This is a genomic window from Nocardiopsis terrae, assembly GCF_014651695.1.
GTDB classification, from domain to species: domain Bacteria; phylum Actinomycetota; class Actinomycetes; order Streptosporangiales; family Streptosporangiaceae; genus Nocardiopsis; species Nocardiopsis terrae.
In genome coordinates this window covers 305,627-320,768 of sequence record NZ_BMXJ01000008.1, presented here as the reverse complement: position 1 = coordinate 320,768, position 15,142 = coordinate 305,627, and the positions used below count along the sequence as shown (strand labels likewise).

12 protein-coding genes and 1 riboswitch are annotated in these 15,142 nt (G+C 71.9%); of the genes, 7 read left to right on the top strand and 5 right to left on the bottom strand.

Translation table 11 applies throughout. The annotated features are described in order from the left end of the window. Nucleotides 1-141: 141 nt before the first annotated feature. Nucleotides 142-1,617, bottom strand: a complete 1,476-nt coding sequence (locus IE195_RS23255) for an aminotransferase-like domain-containing protein (protein WP_191275219.1) — start codon at nt 1,615-1,617, stop codon at nt 142-144. A gap of 120 nt (nt 1,618-1,737) precedes the next feature. Here IE195_RS23255 and IE195_RS23250 point away from each other — a divergent pair, with 120 nt between their 5' ends. Beyond that, nucleotides 1,738-2,226 (top strand): DUF3291 domain-containing protein, encoded by a 489-nt coding sequence (locus IE195_RS23250; protein WP_191275217.1) that lies wholly within the window; start codon nt 1,738-1,740, stop codon nt 2,224-2,226. Between the two features lie 400 nt (nt 2,227-2,626). Here IE195_RS23250 and fabI read toward each other — a convergent pair whose 3' ends face one another. From fabI to IE195_RS23235, 3 genes are all read right to left on the bottom strand, one after another. Further along, on the bottom strand, nt 2,627-3,430 hold the full coding sequence (gene fabI / locus IE195_RS23245; RefSeq protein ID WP_191275215.1) for an enoyl-ACP reductase FabI: 804 nt from the start codon (nt 3,428-3,430) through the stop codon (nt 2,627-2,629). Nucleotides 3,431-3,566: 136 nt separating this feature from the next. Further along, nucleotides 3,567-4,286, bottom strand: coding sequence for a dethiobiotin synthase (gene bioD, locus IE195_RS23240; RefSeq protein ID WP_191275213.1), 720 nt, complete (start codon nt 4,284-4,286; stop codon nt 3,567-3,569). Beyond that, the gene (locus IE195_RS23235; RefSeq protein WP_191275211.1) at nt 4,283-5,629 is read right to left on the bottom strand and encodes an adenosylmethionine--8-amino-7-oxononanoate transaminase; all 1,347 of its coding nucleotides are present in this window, start codon (nt 5,627-5,629) and stop codon (nt 4,283-4,285) included. The genes bioD and IE195_RS23235 overlap by 4 nt, the downstream gene beginning before the upstream one ends. Before the next feature lie 245 nt (nt 5,630-5,874). Between IE195_RS23235 and IE195_RS23230 the strand changes: the two genes are divergently transcribed. The 3 genes from IE195_RS23230 (at nt 5,875) to IE195_RS23220 (ending at nt 9,200) form a co-directional block, all read left to right on the top strand. After that, nucleotides 5,875-7,101: an 8-amino-7-oxononanoate synthase gene (locus tag IE195_RS23230; protein WP_191275209.1), complete on the top strand. Its 1,227-nt coding sequence runs from the start codon at nt 5,875-5,877 to the stop codon at nt 7,099-7,101. Between the two features lie 68 nt (nt 7,102-7,169). Then, entirely contained in the window at nt 7,170-8,471 is a 1,302-nt protein-coding gene (locus IE195_RS23225; RefSeq protein WP_191275207.1) for an SGNH/GDSL hydrolase family protein, read from the top strand. A gap of 84 nt (nt 8,472-8,555) precedes the next feature. Continuing rightward, complete coding sequence (locus IE195_RS23220; RefSeq protein WP_191275205.1) at nt 8,556-9,200, top strand: dihydrofolate reductase family protein; 645 nt, start codon at nt 8,556-8,558, stop codon at nt 9,198-9,200. Between the two features lie 103 nt (nt 9,201-9,303). Here IE195_RS23220 and rocD read toward each other — a convergent pair whose 3' ends face one another. Beyond that, a complete protein-coding gene (rocD, locus tag IE195_RS23215; protein WP_191275203.1) occupies nt 9,304-10,578 on the bottom strand; it encodes an ornithine--oxo-acid transaminase in 1,275 nt (424 codons plus the stop codon). Nucleotides 10,579-10,950: 372 nt separating this feature from the next. Here rocD and IE195_RS23210 point away from each other — a divergent pair, with 372 nt between their 5' ends. The 3 genes from IE195_RS23210 (at nt 10,951) to thiD (ending at nt 14,994) form a co-directional block, all read left to right on the top strand. Beyond that, nucleotides 10,951-12,648 carry an acyl-CoA synthetase gene (locus tag IE195_RS23210; protein ID WP_191275201.1) on the top strand — a complete coding sequence of 566 codons (1,698 nt, stop codon included), beginning with the start codon at nt 10,951-10,953 and terminating at the stop codon, nt 12,646-12,648. 421 nt (nt 12,649-13,069) lie between these two features. Continuing rightward, nucleotides 13,070-13,999: a DUF368 domain-containing protein gene (locus tag IE195_RS23205; RefSeq protein WP_191275199.1), complete on the top strand. Its 930-nt coding sequence runs from the start codon at nt 13,070-13,072 to the stop codon at nt 13,997-13,999. Nucleotides 14,000-14,101: 102 nt separating this feature from the next. Continuing rightward, nucleotides 14,102-14,202: riboswitch (TPP riboswitch) on the top strand. Next, nucleotides 14,191-14,994 (top strand): bifunctional hydroxymethylpyrimidine kinase/phosphomethylpyrimidine kinase, encoded by an 804-nt coding sequence (gene thiD, locus IE195_RS23200; RefSeq protein ID WP_191275196.1) that lies wholly within the window; start codon nt 14,191-14,193, stop codon nt 14,992-14,994. (Overlaps the previous riboswitch by 12 nt.) Nucleotides 14,995-15,142: the final 148 nt, after the last annotated feature.

The following is a 15,142-nucleotide window of genomic DNA, read 5'->3' as shown; positions in this document are numbered from 1 at the left end:
TTCCCACAGAGTCTGGATCTGGACCCGCTCATCCCGACACAGTCGTTTACCTGGCACAACTACCCCCTGAATCAGGTTCGTTGCAACAGATGCTAGAAACCACCGCGCCGAAGTTGCCCCTGGTAGCAAGATCACCGCGGTTCAGACCACCAGCGCGTCCGGGTGGCTCTCCACCGGGCCGTACCGGTCGAGTTCGCGCCAGGCGCGGGCCAGCCGCCACACCAGCTCCTCACGGGTCTCGCGGTCGTAGGCGAAGGGCAGCCGGAAGTACTCGTCGTGGAGACCGCCCTCGGAGGCGGACATCACGGGACCGGGCACCAGTTCCACGTCGTGGCAGAGCGCGACCTGGGCGAAGGTACGGGCGTTGACCCCGGGCAGGTGCACCCACAGGGCGGCGCCGCCGTCGGGGGCCTCCCACCGCCAGTCGGGAAGATCCCGGCGCAGCAGGGAGCCCATGTGCGCCAGTGCCTCGCGGAGCTCCTCCGAACGCTGGTGGGCGAGCTGGCCGTAGCGGTCGAGCAGGCGCACGGCGACCGCCTGGTCCAGCAGGGGGCTGGCCAGGTCGGCGAGGACCTTGCGGCGGCTGAGCCGGAGCGCCATCTCGGCGGGGGCGCGCAACCAGCCGACGCGGAGCCCCGCCCACCCCACCTTGGACAGCGAGTCGACGCTGATGACCTCGGCTCCGCGCGGAGCATAGGCGGCCAGCGGGGCGGGCTCGTCGGCGGCCCGGATCCCGGTGTAGGCGCTGTCCTCCAGGATCGGCACCCCGTGCCGGGCCGACAGCTCCCCCAGCTCCCGGCGGCGGGCCGCGGACATCAGGGTGCCGGTCGGGTTGTGGTACGAGGGCATCACGTAGAGCAGGTGGGGCGCGTACCCGGCGAAGGCCCGGCGCACCCCGTTGGCGTCGATCCCCTGGGCGTCCATGGGGACCGGGTGGATCTGGGCTCCCCGGTCGCGCATGAGGTCCAGGCATCCGGCGAAGCTCGGGTCCTCCGACACCACGGGGGAGCCCTTGCGCAGGTAGAGCTGGGCGACCAGGGCGACGGCCTGGTGGGCGCCGGTGGTGACCACGATCTGGTCGGGATGGGTGGGCAGGCCCTGGCGTTCGTGGTGGCGTGAGATCGCCTCGCGCAGGGCGGGCAGCCCGCGCGGGTAGTAGGTGCCCTCGGCCATGAGGGCGGGCAGGTCCTCGGCCACGACCTCGCGGATGGCCTGCTCGACCCCGGCGAGGGCGGGGGTACGCAGGCACGACACGGGGATGACGTTCTCGTCGGCGCGCAGGAGGTTGCTGTACATGGGGTTGCCGTTGCCGGCGGCGGCCCAACCGTCGGCGCGCACCGGGGCCCTGGTGCTGCACACCCGGGTGCCGCTGCCCTGGCGGCTCTCCAGGACGTCCTCGTCACGCAGGTGGTCGTAGGCGGAGACGACGGTGGTGCGGCTGATCCGCAGTGCTGCGGCCAGGTTCCGCTCGGAGGGCAGGCGCTCTCCCGGGACCAGGGAGCCCTGCTCGACCAGGCCGCGCAGGGACGCGGCCAACCTCCGGTAGAGGGCGCCGGTCCCGGCGGACCAGTTCCCGAGAAGGTCCACGAGCTCGTCGGTACGTCGAACAAGGTCCATTTTCGGCTCCATTGGCTCTATTCGCACTCACCCTGACTCCTGATACTGGCATCAGACCAACAGAGACCACCAGAGCCAAAGTGGACTCTTTATCAAGGTCCACTTGAACCGGGAGTTCCAATGCGTTCCCTGCCCGTCCAGCCCGCCGCCGATCACCCCAGCGCACGCACGAAGGCGGCCAGGATCCTTTTCTCCCCGGCGGAGCCGACCCTCCCCGCGCACCGGGCGGTCCTGGTGGAGGCCCGCACGGTCACCGGCGAGCGCCATCATCTTCAAGCCCTCGTCGGCGCGCTGCGGGAACAGGCCAAGGACCGTTCGGGACAGCTGGGAGAAGTCCACTTCTTCGACCAGGGGGACCGCATGCGCGTGGTGAACCTGTGGCGCTCCCCCGCTGACCTGCGCTCCTTCGTGGAGGAGACCCATCGGGAGGTCCTCGCCTACCGTGCGGCTGTCGGCGGTTTCCCCACCGTGGAGCGGGCACTGTGGTGGTCCACGGCGGGGACCGCGGTCACCGCGGCGGAGGCCGAGGAGCGCGCCGGACAGCTGCGGGCCCGCGGCCCGGGGCCGCGGGCCTTCACCCTGGGTTCTCCGGTCCCCGCCCCCGCCTGAGGACCCGGGGCCCGTGCGGCCGAAGCCTCGTCCCGGTGGTCGCGGACCGTCCCAGGGGACGGATTCGTCCAGCAGGAGTCAGCGTCCTCGGACGGCGCGACGATCTCCGGGGCCGGTTCCCGGGCCCCGGTCAGCGCGCTCAGGGAGCGGTTCCGGGAGGGTCGGAGGGCTCTGTCCCCGGGGGACCCCGCCCAGGACGGCCAAGGCGGTGTCCAGGGCACGAGTGCCGGTCTGGCGCCCACCGCATGCCGCAGGGCCTCGCAGGGGGTCCCGGAGAGTCTGAGCGTGCGCGCGTCGTCCAGGGTGATCCTGACCGTGCCCGACGCTTCCGACCCCCCGTACACACCGCCCGGGCGCAGTGCCTGCCCCGGAGGGGCCGGAGGACACCCCGGCGCCGGGGTCAGGCCTGGGCGGCGTCCTCCGGTGCGGCGGGGGCGAGAGGGGCGCCCATGGCGTGGTAGCCGCCGTCCACGTGCATGACCGTGCCCGTGATGGCTCGGGCGGCGGGCGACATCAGGAACAGGGCGGGGCCCGCCACGACCGTGGTGTCCTTGGTGTCCCAGCCCAGCGGGGAGTTGTCCGCCCAGGAGTCGGCGATCTGCGAGAAGCCCGGGATGGAGCCGCCCGCGAGGGACTTGATCGGGCCGGCGGAGATCGTGTTCACCCGGATGCCCTGCGGGCCCAGGTCACGGGCGAGGTAGCGGGCGGAGTTCTCCAGGACGGCCTTGGCCGAGCCCATCCAGTCGTAGACCGGCCAGGCGACGCTGGCGTCGAAGGTCAGCGAGACCACACCGGCGCCCTCGGGGGCCTTGGCGAGCAGGTCGCGCATACCGACGGCCAGGGCGGCCAGCGAGTAGCCGGAGATGTGGATCGCCTTGGCCACGTCCTCCCAGTCGGTGTTGAGGAAGTTGCCGCCCAGGGCGGACTCGGGCGCGTAGGCGATGGCGTGCAGCAGGCCGTCCACGTGGTCCCAGTGCTCGCCGACCGCCTCGGCGGTGGCGGTGATCTGCTCGGGGTCGGTGACGTCCATGGGCAGGACGGCCACGGGCTCCTTGGGCAGCCGCTTGGCGATGCGCTCGCAGATGGAGAAGGCACGGCCGGGCGGGTTGGTCAGGATCACCTCGTGTCCCTGGAGCATGGCTTCCTCCGCGATCGCGTAGGCGATGGAGGACTGCGTGGTGATGCCGGTGATGAGCAGGTTCAAGGGGTCCCCTGGAAGGCGGTGTTGTGGCTGGCAGTGGCAACGTATCGGCGTGTGGTGGGGCACGTCTGCCGTGGAACGGCACAAAGAATCGGGCTCGGGCTTTGAAGGGGTCCGCCAGTGGGCGGGCCGTGGGTGTTCAGACCGCCTCCCGTCCCGGACCCGGCCACGTCCCGCCGAACACGGCTCCCAGCCCTTGGCGCGCCGCGGCGGTGAACCCCGCCGGAGGCAGGGCGCCCATGCCCTCGGGCAGTACCCCCACGAGCGGCCCCGCGCCCATGCCGGGCAGGTCGGTGAGGTTGCAGCGCATCGCCAGGTCCGGCTGCTCCGGGGCCCCCGGCCAGGACCCGACCAGGACCCCGGCCGGGTCGAGGCCGCGCGAACGCAGCGCCTCCGCGGTCAGGGCGGTGGCATTGAGGGTGCCCAGCCGGGGGTCGGCGACCACCAGCACCGGAGCGGCCAACAGGACGGCCGCGTCGGCCAGGGTCTCCCCCGCCGCGTTCAACCGGACCAGCAGTCCGCCGGCGCCCTCCACCAGCACCAGGTCGTGTTCGCCGGCCAGGTCGCGTGCGAGGTCCGCGACCTCCCGCGCTTCTGGTCCGTCCAGGCCGACCCGGGCGGCGGCCCGGGCCGGGGCGAGCGGCTCGGGGTAGCGGGCGGTCTCGGCGGTGGTCACCCCCGGGACCAGGCGCGCCACGGTCTGCGCGTCGCCCTCCTCCCCCGGCCCCACCCCGGTCTGGGCGGCCTTGAGCACCGCCACCCGCCGCCCCTGGGCCGCGGCCAGCGCGGCGACGGCGGCCGTGGCCACGGTCTTGCCCACCTCGGTGCCGGTCCCGGTCACCACGAGCACACGGGTCACTGCTGCCCCTCCGCGTCCTCGTCGGCCGCCAGCGTGGCAGCGGCCGCGGCGACCATCCCCTCAGCGATGGTCGCGACCTGCTGCTCGGAGCACACGTAGGGCGGCATCGCGTACACGTGCTCGCGGAACGGCCGCAGCCACACCCCGGCCGCCACCGCCGCCCGGGTTGCCTCGCGCATACGCACCGGCCGGTCCAGCTCGATCACCCCGATCGCGCCGAGCACGCGCACCTCCCGCACGCCCGGCAGGCGCTCCGCGGGGGCCAGGCCCCTGCGCAGCCCCGACTCGATCCGGGCCACGTCGCCCCGCCAGTCGCCCCCGGTGAGCAGCTCCACCGACGCCAGGGCTGTCGCGCAGGCCAGCGGGTTGCCCATGAACGTGGGCCCGTGCGCGAGCACCGGAACCTCTCCCCCGGCGATCCCCCGTGCCACCCGGGGGGTGCACAGGGTGGCGGCCAACGTCATGTAGCCGCCGGTCAGCGCCTTGCCCACGCACAGGACGTCGGGGACGACCCCGGCGTGGTCGGCGGCGAACATCTCCCCGGTCCGGCCGAACCCGGTGGCGATCTCGTCGAAGACCAGCAGCAGCCCGTACGCGTCCGCGATCCTGCGCAGCTCCCCGAGGTAGCCGGGGTGGTGGAAGCGCATCCCGCCCGCGCCCTGGACGACGGGCTCGACGATGATCGCGGCCAACTCCGCGGCGTGCTCCCGGGCCAGTGCCTCGAACTCCGCCAGGTAGTCGGGGTCGGGGCCGGTACCGAACCCGGCGGGCGGTGCGGGCGCGTACACCTGGCCGGGCAGGACGTCCCCCCACAGCGAGTGCATGCCGCCGTCGGGGTCGCACACGCTCATGGCGTGGAAGGTGTCGCCGTGGTAGCCGCCCCGCCAGGTGAGGAACCGGCGGCGTTCGGCGTTGCCGGTGGACCGGTGGTACTGGAGGCACATCTTCATGGCGACCTCCACCGACACCGAGCCGGAGTCGGCGAGGAAGACGTGTTCCAACCCGTCGGGGGTGATACCGACCAGGGCCCGGGCCAGCTCGGCGGCGGGTGCGTGGGTCAGCCCGCCGAACATCACGTGGCTGAACCGGTCCACCTGGGCGTGCACGGCGGCGTCGAGTTCGGGGTGGCGGTAGCCGTGGATCGCGGACCACCACGAGGCCATGCCGTCGACCACCCGGTGGTGTTCACCGTCCGCCCACAGGGTCAGGTGGACGCCCTCCGCACCGGTGACCACGTAGGGGGTCTCAGCTGCGGGAACGGTCGTGTAGGGGTGCCACAGGTGCGCGCTGTCGGCGGCCCGGACACGGTCGGGGCCGGCCGTCGCTGTGCTGATTCGGGACATGGTGCCCCATTGTTCCCCGTGCGCGGGGACTGGCGCCCCGTACGAGGGAGCCAGGAATCCCCGCCGATTCTTTGTGGGCTTCCACTGGTGACTGGGGGCCCGCCGAACGGCAGAGTCGTATACGCCTCCCTGGCACTCAAGGGACGGGTCGCCCCAGCGGGCTTGGCCGCCGCTGGGTCGACCCGCCAGGGACCTCCCCGCAGGACTGGACCCGCACCGTCGAGCCCCGAGGAGCTCTCACCCGCATGGAACACCTCGACACCGTTCCCCGCCCCTGGCCGCTGCGCGCGGCACGGACGGGACCGCTACCGGCCGACCATCCCCTGGCGTGGTTGGACGGGGCCGCCGAACGCCGGTCCCGGGCCGGGCTGACCCGCCGCACCGTCCCCAGGCCGCCCTCCGAGGGCCTGCTGGACCTGGCGGGCAACGACTACCTGGGGCTCATGCGCCACCCCCGGGTGGTGGAGGCCGCCGCTGAGGCCGCCCGCACCTGGGGCGCGGGCTCCGGAGGTTCGCGGCTGGTCACCGGCGACACGGAACTGCACGGTGAGCTGGAGCGCGAGCTGGCCGCGTTCCACGGCTCGGAGGCCGCCCTGGTGTTCTCCTCGGGGTACACCGCCAATCTGGCGATGGTGACCGCGCTGGCCGCCCCGACCGCCGACGAGGCGGAACCTCCCCTGGTGGTGTGCGACCAGTACAACCACGCCTCCCTCATCGACGCCACCCGGCTGGCCAAGGCGGCCGGCTCCCGGGTCACGGTGTTCCCGCACGGCGACGCCGACCGGGCGGCCGGACTGCTGTCCGGGGGTGCCGGTCGGCGCCTGCTGCTCAGCGACACCGTGTTCTCGGTCGACGGCGACCTCACCGACGTCTCCTCCCTGGCTGAGGTCGCGCGCACCCACCGGGCGGCGCTGCTGTTGGACGACGCCCACGGGCTCGGGGTGGTGGGACCGGGCGGGCGCGGTGCCGCGGGTGCGGATCTGGGCGGGGCCGACGACGTGGTGGTGTCGGTGACCCTGTCCAAGTCGTTGGGCGCCCAGGGCGGTGCGGTCCTGGGCTCCCGCCGGGTGATCCGGCACCTGGTGGAGACGGCGCGCACGTTCGTGTTCGACACCGGGTTGGCTCCGGCGGCCGCGGGGGCGGCGCTGGCGGCACTGCGTGTCCTGCGCGCCGAACCGGAGCGGGCCGAGGCGGTGCGTTCCCGCGCCCGCGAACTGTCCGAGGGTCTCCGTGCCCGGGGGTTGTCGGCCAGCGCCCCGGACGCCGCGGTGGTGTCGGTACTGGCCCCCTCCCCGGAGGCTGCGGTGGACTGGCGTGCGGCCTGCCTGGCGGACGGGGTCCGGGTGGGTTGTTTCCGCCCGCCGTCGGTCCCGGACGGCCGTTCCCGGCTGCGACTGACAGCCAGCGCCACCCTGGACAACACCGATATCCGCCGTGTTCTCGACGTCATCACGACAAACCGCCCCGGGTAGTCTGGCGGATGGATCTGGGCGTGTGTACGCGCCCGCACGCCCGCAGACCCGGGAGGCGGTAGGAGACCGTGTCAGCGCGTGATGGTGACCCCCAGGAGCCGCAGGACCCTCAGGAGCCCCACCAGCCCGAGGAGACCCCGGACGCCCCCGAGGACCGCGAAGGCGGAGCCGAGGCGACGGGCAAGGGTTCCCCCAGGCGGCGCCGTCGGGCCAGGATCACCCTGGCCGTCGCATCGATCCTCGTCCTGACCATGGTGGCCGTCCTGGCCGTGCCCGCCACCCGCAACGGTCTGGTCGACCTGTGGTGCGACGTCACCGGCGGTGTGTGCCCCGGTGAGCCGCTGCCCCCGATCACCGAGGACGAGGAAGAGGACTGGCGGGTCCGGATGGAGCCGGAGGAGGCCGCCCTGTGGGGTAACTACGTGGCCCTGGGCGACTCCTACTCCTCGGGTGACGGCGCCGGGGAGTACGAGGAGGGCACCGCGGAGCCGGGCGAGTGCTGGCGTTCGGAGCACGCCTACCCCAAGGTCGTCGAGCGTGAGTTCTCCTTCGAGGGCGACCTGGGCTTCTACGCCTGCAGCAGCCACAAGGGTTCGGACATGCTCAGCCAGATCGGTACCCCCGAGTCCCAGATCGAGCGCGTCACCGAACACACCTCGCTGGTGACCGTCGGCATCGGCGGCAACGACCTCGGGTTCATCCCCGTCCTGCGTACCTGCATCGTGCGGATGCCGCTCCTGGAGCGGACCGGCTGCACGGACCAGGAGGACGAGATCACCGAGAAGATGGAGTCCTTCGACGAGACCCTCACCGAGGTGCTCACGGAGATCCGTGACCGTGCTCCGGACGCCCGCGTGCTGGTTCTCGGCTACCCGCGGCTGTTCCCCGAGGAGCCGCCAGGGATGTACTACACGCTCTCGGTGAGCGACCAGCTGTGGTTGAACTCGGTCGCCGAGCGGTTCAACGACCGGATCAGGGACACCGTCTACCAGGTGGACGGCGACGTGTACGGTTCCCGCCAGGTCGGCAGCGCGGAGTTCGTCAACGTCTTCACCGCCCTGAAGGGCTACGAGGTCAGCGAGGACGACTCCTGGCTGAACGGCATCGTCCTCGGCCAGGTGGGTGAGGGGCTGCGTGTGGACCGGGCGAGCTTCCACCCCACCGCCCAGGGCCAGCGCTCCATCGCCGAGCGCGTGCGCCTGCAGGTCGAGGAGGGTCCCGAACGCGTGCTGTACACGTCCCGGGAAACCCTGGAGGGAGCCGACTCCGAGGTGCTCAGCAGCGAACTCGGCGGACCGCTGGACCCCGTCAACGGCGAACCCGAGGAGGACGCCGAAGCCACCGAGGGCGCTGCCGACGCCGACTCCTAGGACACACGCCCCGCCGCGGCGATGAGTTCTCCGGCCCCGGCGAGTCATACCTACATGCCATCGCCCAGTGCACAGGAGGAACACGTGACTCAGATGCTGAGGGTCCAGAACTTCACCGTCTCCAGCGACGGGATCGGCGCCGGCGAGGAGCAGAGCCGCGAAAGACCGTTCGGCCACGTCGATCCGGGGAGGTTGTTCTCCTGGGCGGGGGCCACGGCGAGCTGGCCGGGCCGCACCGACCCGGGAGGCAGCCGGGGCCTCGACGACTACTTCACACGGGACTTCACACACAACGTCGGTGCCGAGATCATGGGCCGCAACAAGTTCGGCCCCCAGCGCGGCCCCTGGAAGGACCACGAGTGGCTCGGCTGGTGGGGTGACGAGCCCCCGTTCCACACCCCTGTCTTCGTCATGACCCACCACGAGCGCCCGTCGTTCACGCTCTCCGACACCACGTTCCACTTCGTCGGCGGCGACCCGGCCGCCGTCCTCGAGCAGGCACGGGATACGGCGCGGGGCAAGGACGTCCGGCTCGGCGGCGGGGTCACCACCATCCGGCAGTTCCTCGACGCCGACCTCGTCGACACCCTGCACGTGGCGGTCTCGCCGGTGAAGCTCGGATCCGGTCTGCGGCTCTGGGAGTCACCCGACGAACTGCTCGACCGCTTCCACCTGGAGGTCGTGCCCAGCCCGAGCGGTGTGGCGCACCACCTCTTCTGGCGGAGGTGACACGCGGGGTCGGCACGGGGCCCGCCCGGATCGGATCCGGGCGGGCCCCGCAGTCCCAGCTATCCCCTGCGTCCCGTACGTTCCCTTCGTACGGTGGTACGCGCTACCGCTTCTCGGCCTTCAGTTCGGCGATGACCTCGGCGAAGCGGTCCAGCCCCCAGTTGAGGTCCTCCTCACTGACGACCAGCGGCGGGGACATCCGCACGGTCGAACCGTGGGTGTCCTTGACCAGGACCCCGTGCTCGGCGAGGCGCCTGCACAGCTCCTTGCCCGAGGCCAGTTCGGGGTCGACGTCCACGCCGGCCCACAGGCCGATACTGCGTGCCGACACCACTCCGTCACCGACGAACCCGTCCAACCTGCGGCGGAGCACCTCACCCAGTTTCCGGGCGTTCTCCAGGTAGGGGCCCTCGGTCAGCATCCGGACGACCGTGCTGCCCACCGCCCCGGCGAGCGGGTTGCCGCCGAAGGTACTGCCGTGCTGGCCGGGCTGGATGACACCGAGGACGTCCTCGTCGGCCACCATCGCCGACACCGGAAGGATGCCGCCGCCCAGCGCCTTGCCGAACAGGTAGGCGTCCGGGACGACACCGGTGTGCTCGCAGGCCCGGATGGTGCCCGTGCGGCCCAGGCCCGACTGCACCTCGTCGGCGATGAACAGCACCTGGTTGTCGTCGCAGATCTCCCGGACCCGGGGCAGGTAGTCCTCGGGCGGCACGATCACGCCGGCCTCGCCCTGCACCGGTTCGATGAGCACCGCCACCGTGGTGTGGTCGACGGCCTCCTCGATGGCCTTCGCGTCCCCGTAGGCCACCGAGCGGAATCCCGGAGTGTAGGGACCGAAACCGGTCTTCGCCTCGGGGTCCGAGGAGAAGGAGATGATCGTGGTGGTGCGCCCGTGGAAGTTGGCGCCCGCCACGACGATGGTCGCCTGGTTCTCCGGAACGCCCTTGACCTCGTAGCCCCATTTACGGGCCACCTTGATGCCGGTCTCCACCGCCTCGGCACCGGTGTTCATCGGCAGGACCTTCTGCTTGTCGACCATGTCGGCGAGGGCGCTCACCCAGGGGCCGAACCGGTCGTTGTAGAAGGCCCGGCTGGTCAGCGTCACCCGGTCGAGCTGGGCGTGCGCGGTCGCCAGGAGGTCGGGGTTGTGGTGGCCGAAGTTCATGGCCGAGTACCCGGCCAGGCAGTCGAGGTACCGCTTTCCCTCCACGTCGGTCACCCAGGCGCCACGGCCTTCGGCGATCACGACGGGCAGGGGTGAGTAGTTGTGTGCGGACCTCGCCTGGGCGAGTTCGATGTGGTCCGCGCTGGAGAGTCCCTGTCCGCCGGGGTTTCCGACGGAGTCCTGCTGTCCCAGGTTCTGGGTGGTCATCTAGCCGCTCCGATCACCATTGACCGATGTCAGACAGTAGATACCCACCGTGGAGCCCGGTAGAGCCCCGGCGGCGGGATCCCCAAGAGTTGAGCAGATGATCCGGTGAGCACACAAGGGGTGGCGCATCTCACCGTTCCGCGGTCGGGCCCGAAACCTGCGCGCGTTCCGGGGCCGCACCCGCCCTGAGCGGGGGCTGCCCGGCCCTGCCCCCGGAAGGGGTGACGGAGGACGGTTACGCAGGTGACGCGGTCCACAGCCCCCACCGCGATCGGGCCGTCCGCCGAGGGGTACGTTCGCTCCTACCAGTCACAGCCGCCTCGAGTGTCCTCACCGGGGACGGCCCCGCGATCGTCAGGGAGGTCACCAGACGTGCCCCATCACGCGTCCCCGGACAGCCCCTTCTCCCTCTCCGGCCTCATGGCCGCGGTGGCCGACGCCGTGCCGGACCGGATCGCCCTGGTCGCCGGGCCCCGGCGGCTTACCTACCGAGCCCTGGACGAGCGTTCCACACGCCTGGCGCGGCACCTGGTCGCGACCGGGGTGCGCCCCGGTGAGAACGTGGCGATCCTGTCCTTCAACCGGGCGGAGTGGGTCGAGTCGTTCCTGGGTGTGCTGCGCGCGGGCGCGGTTCCGGTGAACGTGAACTACCGGTACGTGGCGGGCGAACTGCGGCACGTGCTCTCGGACTCGCACGCGGTCGCCCTGATCGCGGAGGACTCCCTGGCCGCGACGGTGAGGGCGATCCTGCCCGACCTCCCCCGGCTCCGGCACGTGCTGCTGTTGGAGGACGGTTCGGTGCGTGACGCGTCCTTGGCGGGCGTGGACTACGAGGAGGCGCTCGCCGCCCAGGAGAGCTCCACCGGCGGCACGGGCGACACCGACGGCACCTGCGGTCCGGGCACGGCGCCGCTGCCCGCGACCAGCGGCGAGGACCACTACCTGCTTTACACCGGCGGCACCACCGGTTACCCCAAGGGGGTGCTGTGGCGCCAGGCGGACATCTTCCGTGCCGCCGTGGAGCGGCGCTCCCCGGGCACCCCGCGTGCCCGGACCCCGAAGGACGTGGCCGACCACGCCGCCCGCTGCTTCCCGCAGCGGATGCTGGTGCTGGGCCCGCTGATGCACGCGGCCGGTCAGTGGAACGCGTTGAGCATGCTGCTGTGCGGCAAGCGCGTGGTGCTGTCCACGGACCGCAGCTTCCGCCCGGACCGGGTGCTGGAGCTGGCCCACCGGGAGGGTGTGCACACCGTGCAGCTGGTGGGTGACGCGATGGCCCGGCCGCTGGCCAGGCACCTGCTGACCGAACCCTCCCTGTGCCCCGACCTCACCTCGGTGCGTTCCGGCGGCACTCCGCTGACGCCCGCGGTGCGCGGACTGTGGCGGGCGTGGCGCGAGGATGTCGCCCTGGCCGACGCCTACGGGGGGTCGGAGACGGGTGTGTGCGGTTCGGCGACCGCACCCGACGGGGAGGAGACCGTCGCCTCCTCCCCGGACCGGCGCAGTTTCACCATGGGCGGCAGTATCGCGGTGCTCGACGGGTCGCTGCGTCCGCTGGCCCCGGGTTCGGCCGAGGTCGGCCGAATCGCGCGGACCGGGCGGATCCCGCTGGGCTACTACAACGATCCGATCGCCACCGCACGCACCTTCCCCAAGGACGAGGAGGGGCGGCGCTGGGCTCTGTCGGGCGACTACGGCACCCGGGCCGCGGACGGTTCGATCGTGCTGCTGGGGCGGGGCAGCGTCGTCATCAACACCGCGGGGGAGAAGGTCTACCCCGAGGAGGTGGAGGCCGTGCTGAAGGCGCACCCCTCGGTGGACGACGTGATCGTGGTGCCCTCACCGGACGAGACACTCGGCCAGCGGGTGACGGCGCTGGTGTCGCTGGCTCCCGGGGCCTCCCTGCACGAAGACGCTCTCCGCGCGCACTGCCGGGTCCGGCTGGCCGGGTTCAAGGTGCCCCGGACCGTGCACTTCGTGGACCGGGTGCGACGCACCGCCGTGGGCAAGCAGGACTACCGGTGGGCAGCGTCGGTAGCTGGTGAGGGGACCGCGGCGCTCACCCCGTGATCCCGCGGCACCCGCCCTGCGTTCCGGCGCCCTCACCCCGTGCTCCGGTGTCCCCACCCGCGGAGCCCGTCTCCTCTCTTCCCTGACGGGCTCCGCTTTTCGGCCTCGGATCCGACGCATACAACCCCAGCCGAAACCTCGATCTTCTGGGTGCACGAGCGCCTGTTCCTCCTCCGGTCACCGCTAGACTTGGCGCTGCCCGGCCCTGGGCCCGACGGCTCCCCTCCCCCCATCACGCGGCCCGGGCCACCAAAACTCGGCGCGGATCCGGGCATCGGGCCCAGAAGCGGTCACCACACGGGTCCGCGCGGACCAGCACCCCTTTGACCCTCGCCGGTCTACCGTGGATACGGGACCGGCGGCCCCATCAGGACGGAGGACGGCGCCCCTCCCGGGAGTCCCCGGGCAGGCGCCCGACAACATGGCCAAGTCAGTAGGCTCCTACATCTTCAACGCGGTGCGCGGCGGGGCCGTGGGCACCTCAGAGGCGCTGCCCGGTATCAGCGGCGGCACGGTCGCCCTGATCGTCGGCCTCTACGACCAGCTGATCGGCGGCGCCGGCCACATGGTCAGCGGGATCAAGCGCTACCTCACCGACGTACCGCGCGGTCGCGGCAAGGACCGAGCCATGGCGCAGTTCCGCCAGGTGGAATGGTCCGTTCTGGTTCCCGCGCTGATCGGGATGGCGGTGGCCCTGGTGCTGGCGCTGCTGCTCATCGCCCCGCTGGTCGAGGAGTACACCCAGTACGCCTACGCCATCTTCTTCGGGCTCGTGCTGGCCTGCCTGTGGATCCCCTACACCGGTGCCGGCCGTAGCTGGCGGGTGGGCCACTACCTGATCGCCCTGGCCTTCGCCGCACTCACCTTCTTCCTGACCGGCCTTCCGGGCGCCAACCTGCCCACACACCCGGTGGTGGTCTTCCTCGTCGCCTCGGTCGCGATCTGCGCGCTGGTCCTGCCGGGCCTGTCCGGCTCCTTCATCCTGCTGACCGTCGGCCTGTACGGGCCGACCAAGGACGCGGTGGGGAACCTCGACTTCGTCTACCTGGGCACCTTCACCCTGGGCATGGTGACGGGTCTGGCGGTCTTCGTGAAGGTCCTCCAGTACCTCCTGGAGAACTTCCACCACATGACCCTGGTGGTCCTGACCGGTCTGATGGCGGGTTCCCTGCGCGCCCTGTGGCCCTGGCAGAGCGAGGAGCGGGAGATCCTGCCCGCCACCGACGTCCCGGTGACGGTCACCCTCATGGTGATCGGCTTCGCCGTCATCGTCGGAGCCATCGTCTGGGAACGCCGCAAGCGGGAGCGGTTGGAGGCCGCCCAGCACCGACCGGACGTCACCGTCCACTGACCGGAGCCGCCGACCCGGGGGCCGAGGCACGCCAACGCCTCCCGGGACCTCGGTTAGAGTCGAAACCACCACAAACACATACGGATGCCGGGGACGCGAGGCCCCGGCGGCGCGGGGTGCCGGGGACAGACCTGCCGGCTGAGAGCACACCCGTCGAACCTGCCCTAGTTAGCACTAGCGAAGGAACGCCCATGAGCGCGTACAACGTCGTGTCCATCGCCGGAAGCGACCCCAGCGGGGGCGCCGGCATCCAGGCCGACCTGAAGTCGTTCTCCGCCCACGGGGTCTTCGGGATGACCGTGGTGACGGCGTTGACCGCCCAGTCCACACGCGGGGTCACCGGAGTGCACGGGGTCCCCGCGTCGTTCGTCACCGACCAGATGGACACCCTGTTCTCCGACGCGACCGTGCACGCGGTCAAAGTGGGGATGCTGTCGACCTCCGAGGTCACCGAGGCGGTCGCGGCGGCCGTGGACCGGTACGAACTGCCGAACCTGGTGGTGGATCCGGTGATGGTGGCCAAGAGCGGTGACCGGCTGTTGGAGAGCTCGGCGATCGAGGCGCTGCGCACCGAGCTGCTGCCGCGCGCCGACCTGATCACCCCGAACCTGCCCGAGGCCGCCGACCTGCTCGGCGAGGCCGAGGCCACCGATCTCAAGCAGATGCGCGACCAGGCCGAGCGCCTGCTGGAGCTGGGCCCGCGCCGCGTCCTGATCAAGGGCGGGCACCTTCCGGGGGAGGAGAGCGTGGACCTGCTGGTCGACGGGGTGACGGAGCCGGTGGAGTTCCGCGCCGGGCGGGTGGACACCCGCAACACCCACGGCACCGGCTGCACCCTGTCGTCCTCGATCGCCGCTCTCCTCCCGCAGCGCCCGGACACGGTGACCGCCGTGGCCGACGCCAAGGAGTACCTGACCCGGGCCCTGGTCCGTGCCGGGGAGATCGACGCCGGCGGCGGCCAGGGCCCCGTGCACCACTTCCACCTCTGGTGGTAGCAAACACAGCCACCCCTGGTGGTAGCAGGCACAGCCACACCTGGTGGTAGCAAGAGCCACCGCTGGCGCCAGGAAGCACAGCCGCTCCTGGCCGGGGAGACACGAAGGGGGACCGGCCGCAACGGCCGGTCCCCCTCCTGTCAGCCCG

Excerpts from the sequence above, each read along its gene's own strand:
- IE195_RS23255 (WP_191275219.1), bottom strand. The coding sequence starts at position 1,617 with ATGGACCTTGTTCGACGTACCGACGAGCTCGTGGACCTTCTCGGGAAC.
- IE195_RS23250 (WP_191275217.1), top strand. The coding sequence starts at position 1,738 with ATGCGTTCCCTGCCCGTCCAGCCCGCCGCCGATCACCCCAGCGCACGC.
- IE195_RS23235 (WP_191275211.1), bottom strand. The coding sequence starts at position 5,629 with ATGTCCCGAATCAGCACAGCGACGGCCGGCCCCGACCGTGTCCGGGCC.
- IE195_RS23230 (WP_191275209.1), top strand. The coding sequence starts at position 5,875 with ATGGAACACCTCGACACCGTTCCCCGCCCCTGGCCGCTGCGCGCGGCA.
- rocD (WP_191275203.1), bottom strand. The coding sequence starts at position 10,578 with ATGACCACCCAGAACCTGGGACAGCAGGACTCCGTCGGAAACCCCGGC.
- IE195_RS23205 (WP_191275199.1), top strand. The coding sequence starts at position 13,070 with ATGGCCAAGTCAGTAGGCTCCTACATCTTCAACGCGGTGCGCGGCGGG.
- thiD (WP_191275196.1), top strand. The coding sequence starts at position 14,191 with ATGAGCGCGTACAACGTCGTGTCCATCGCCGGAAGCGACCCCAGCGGG.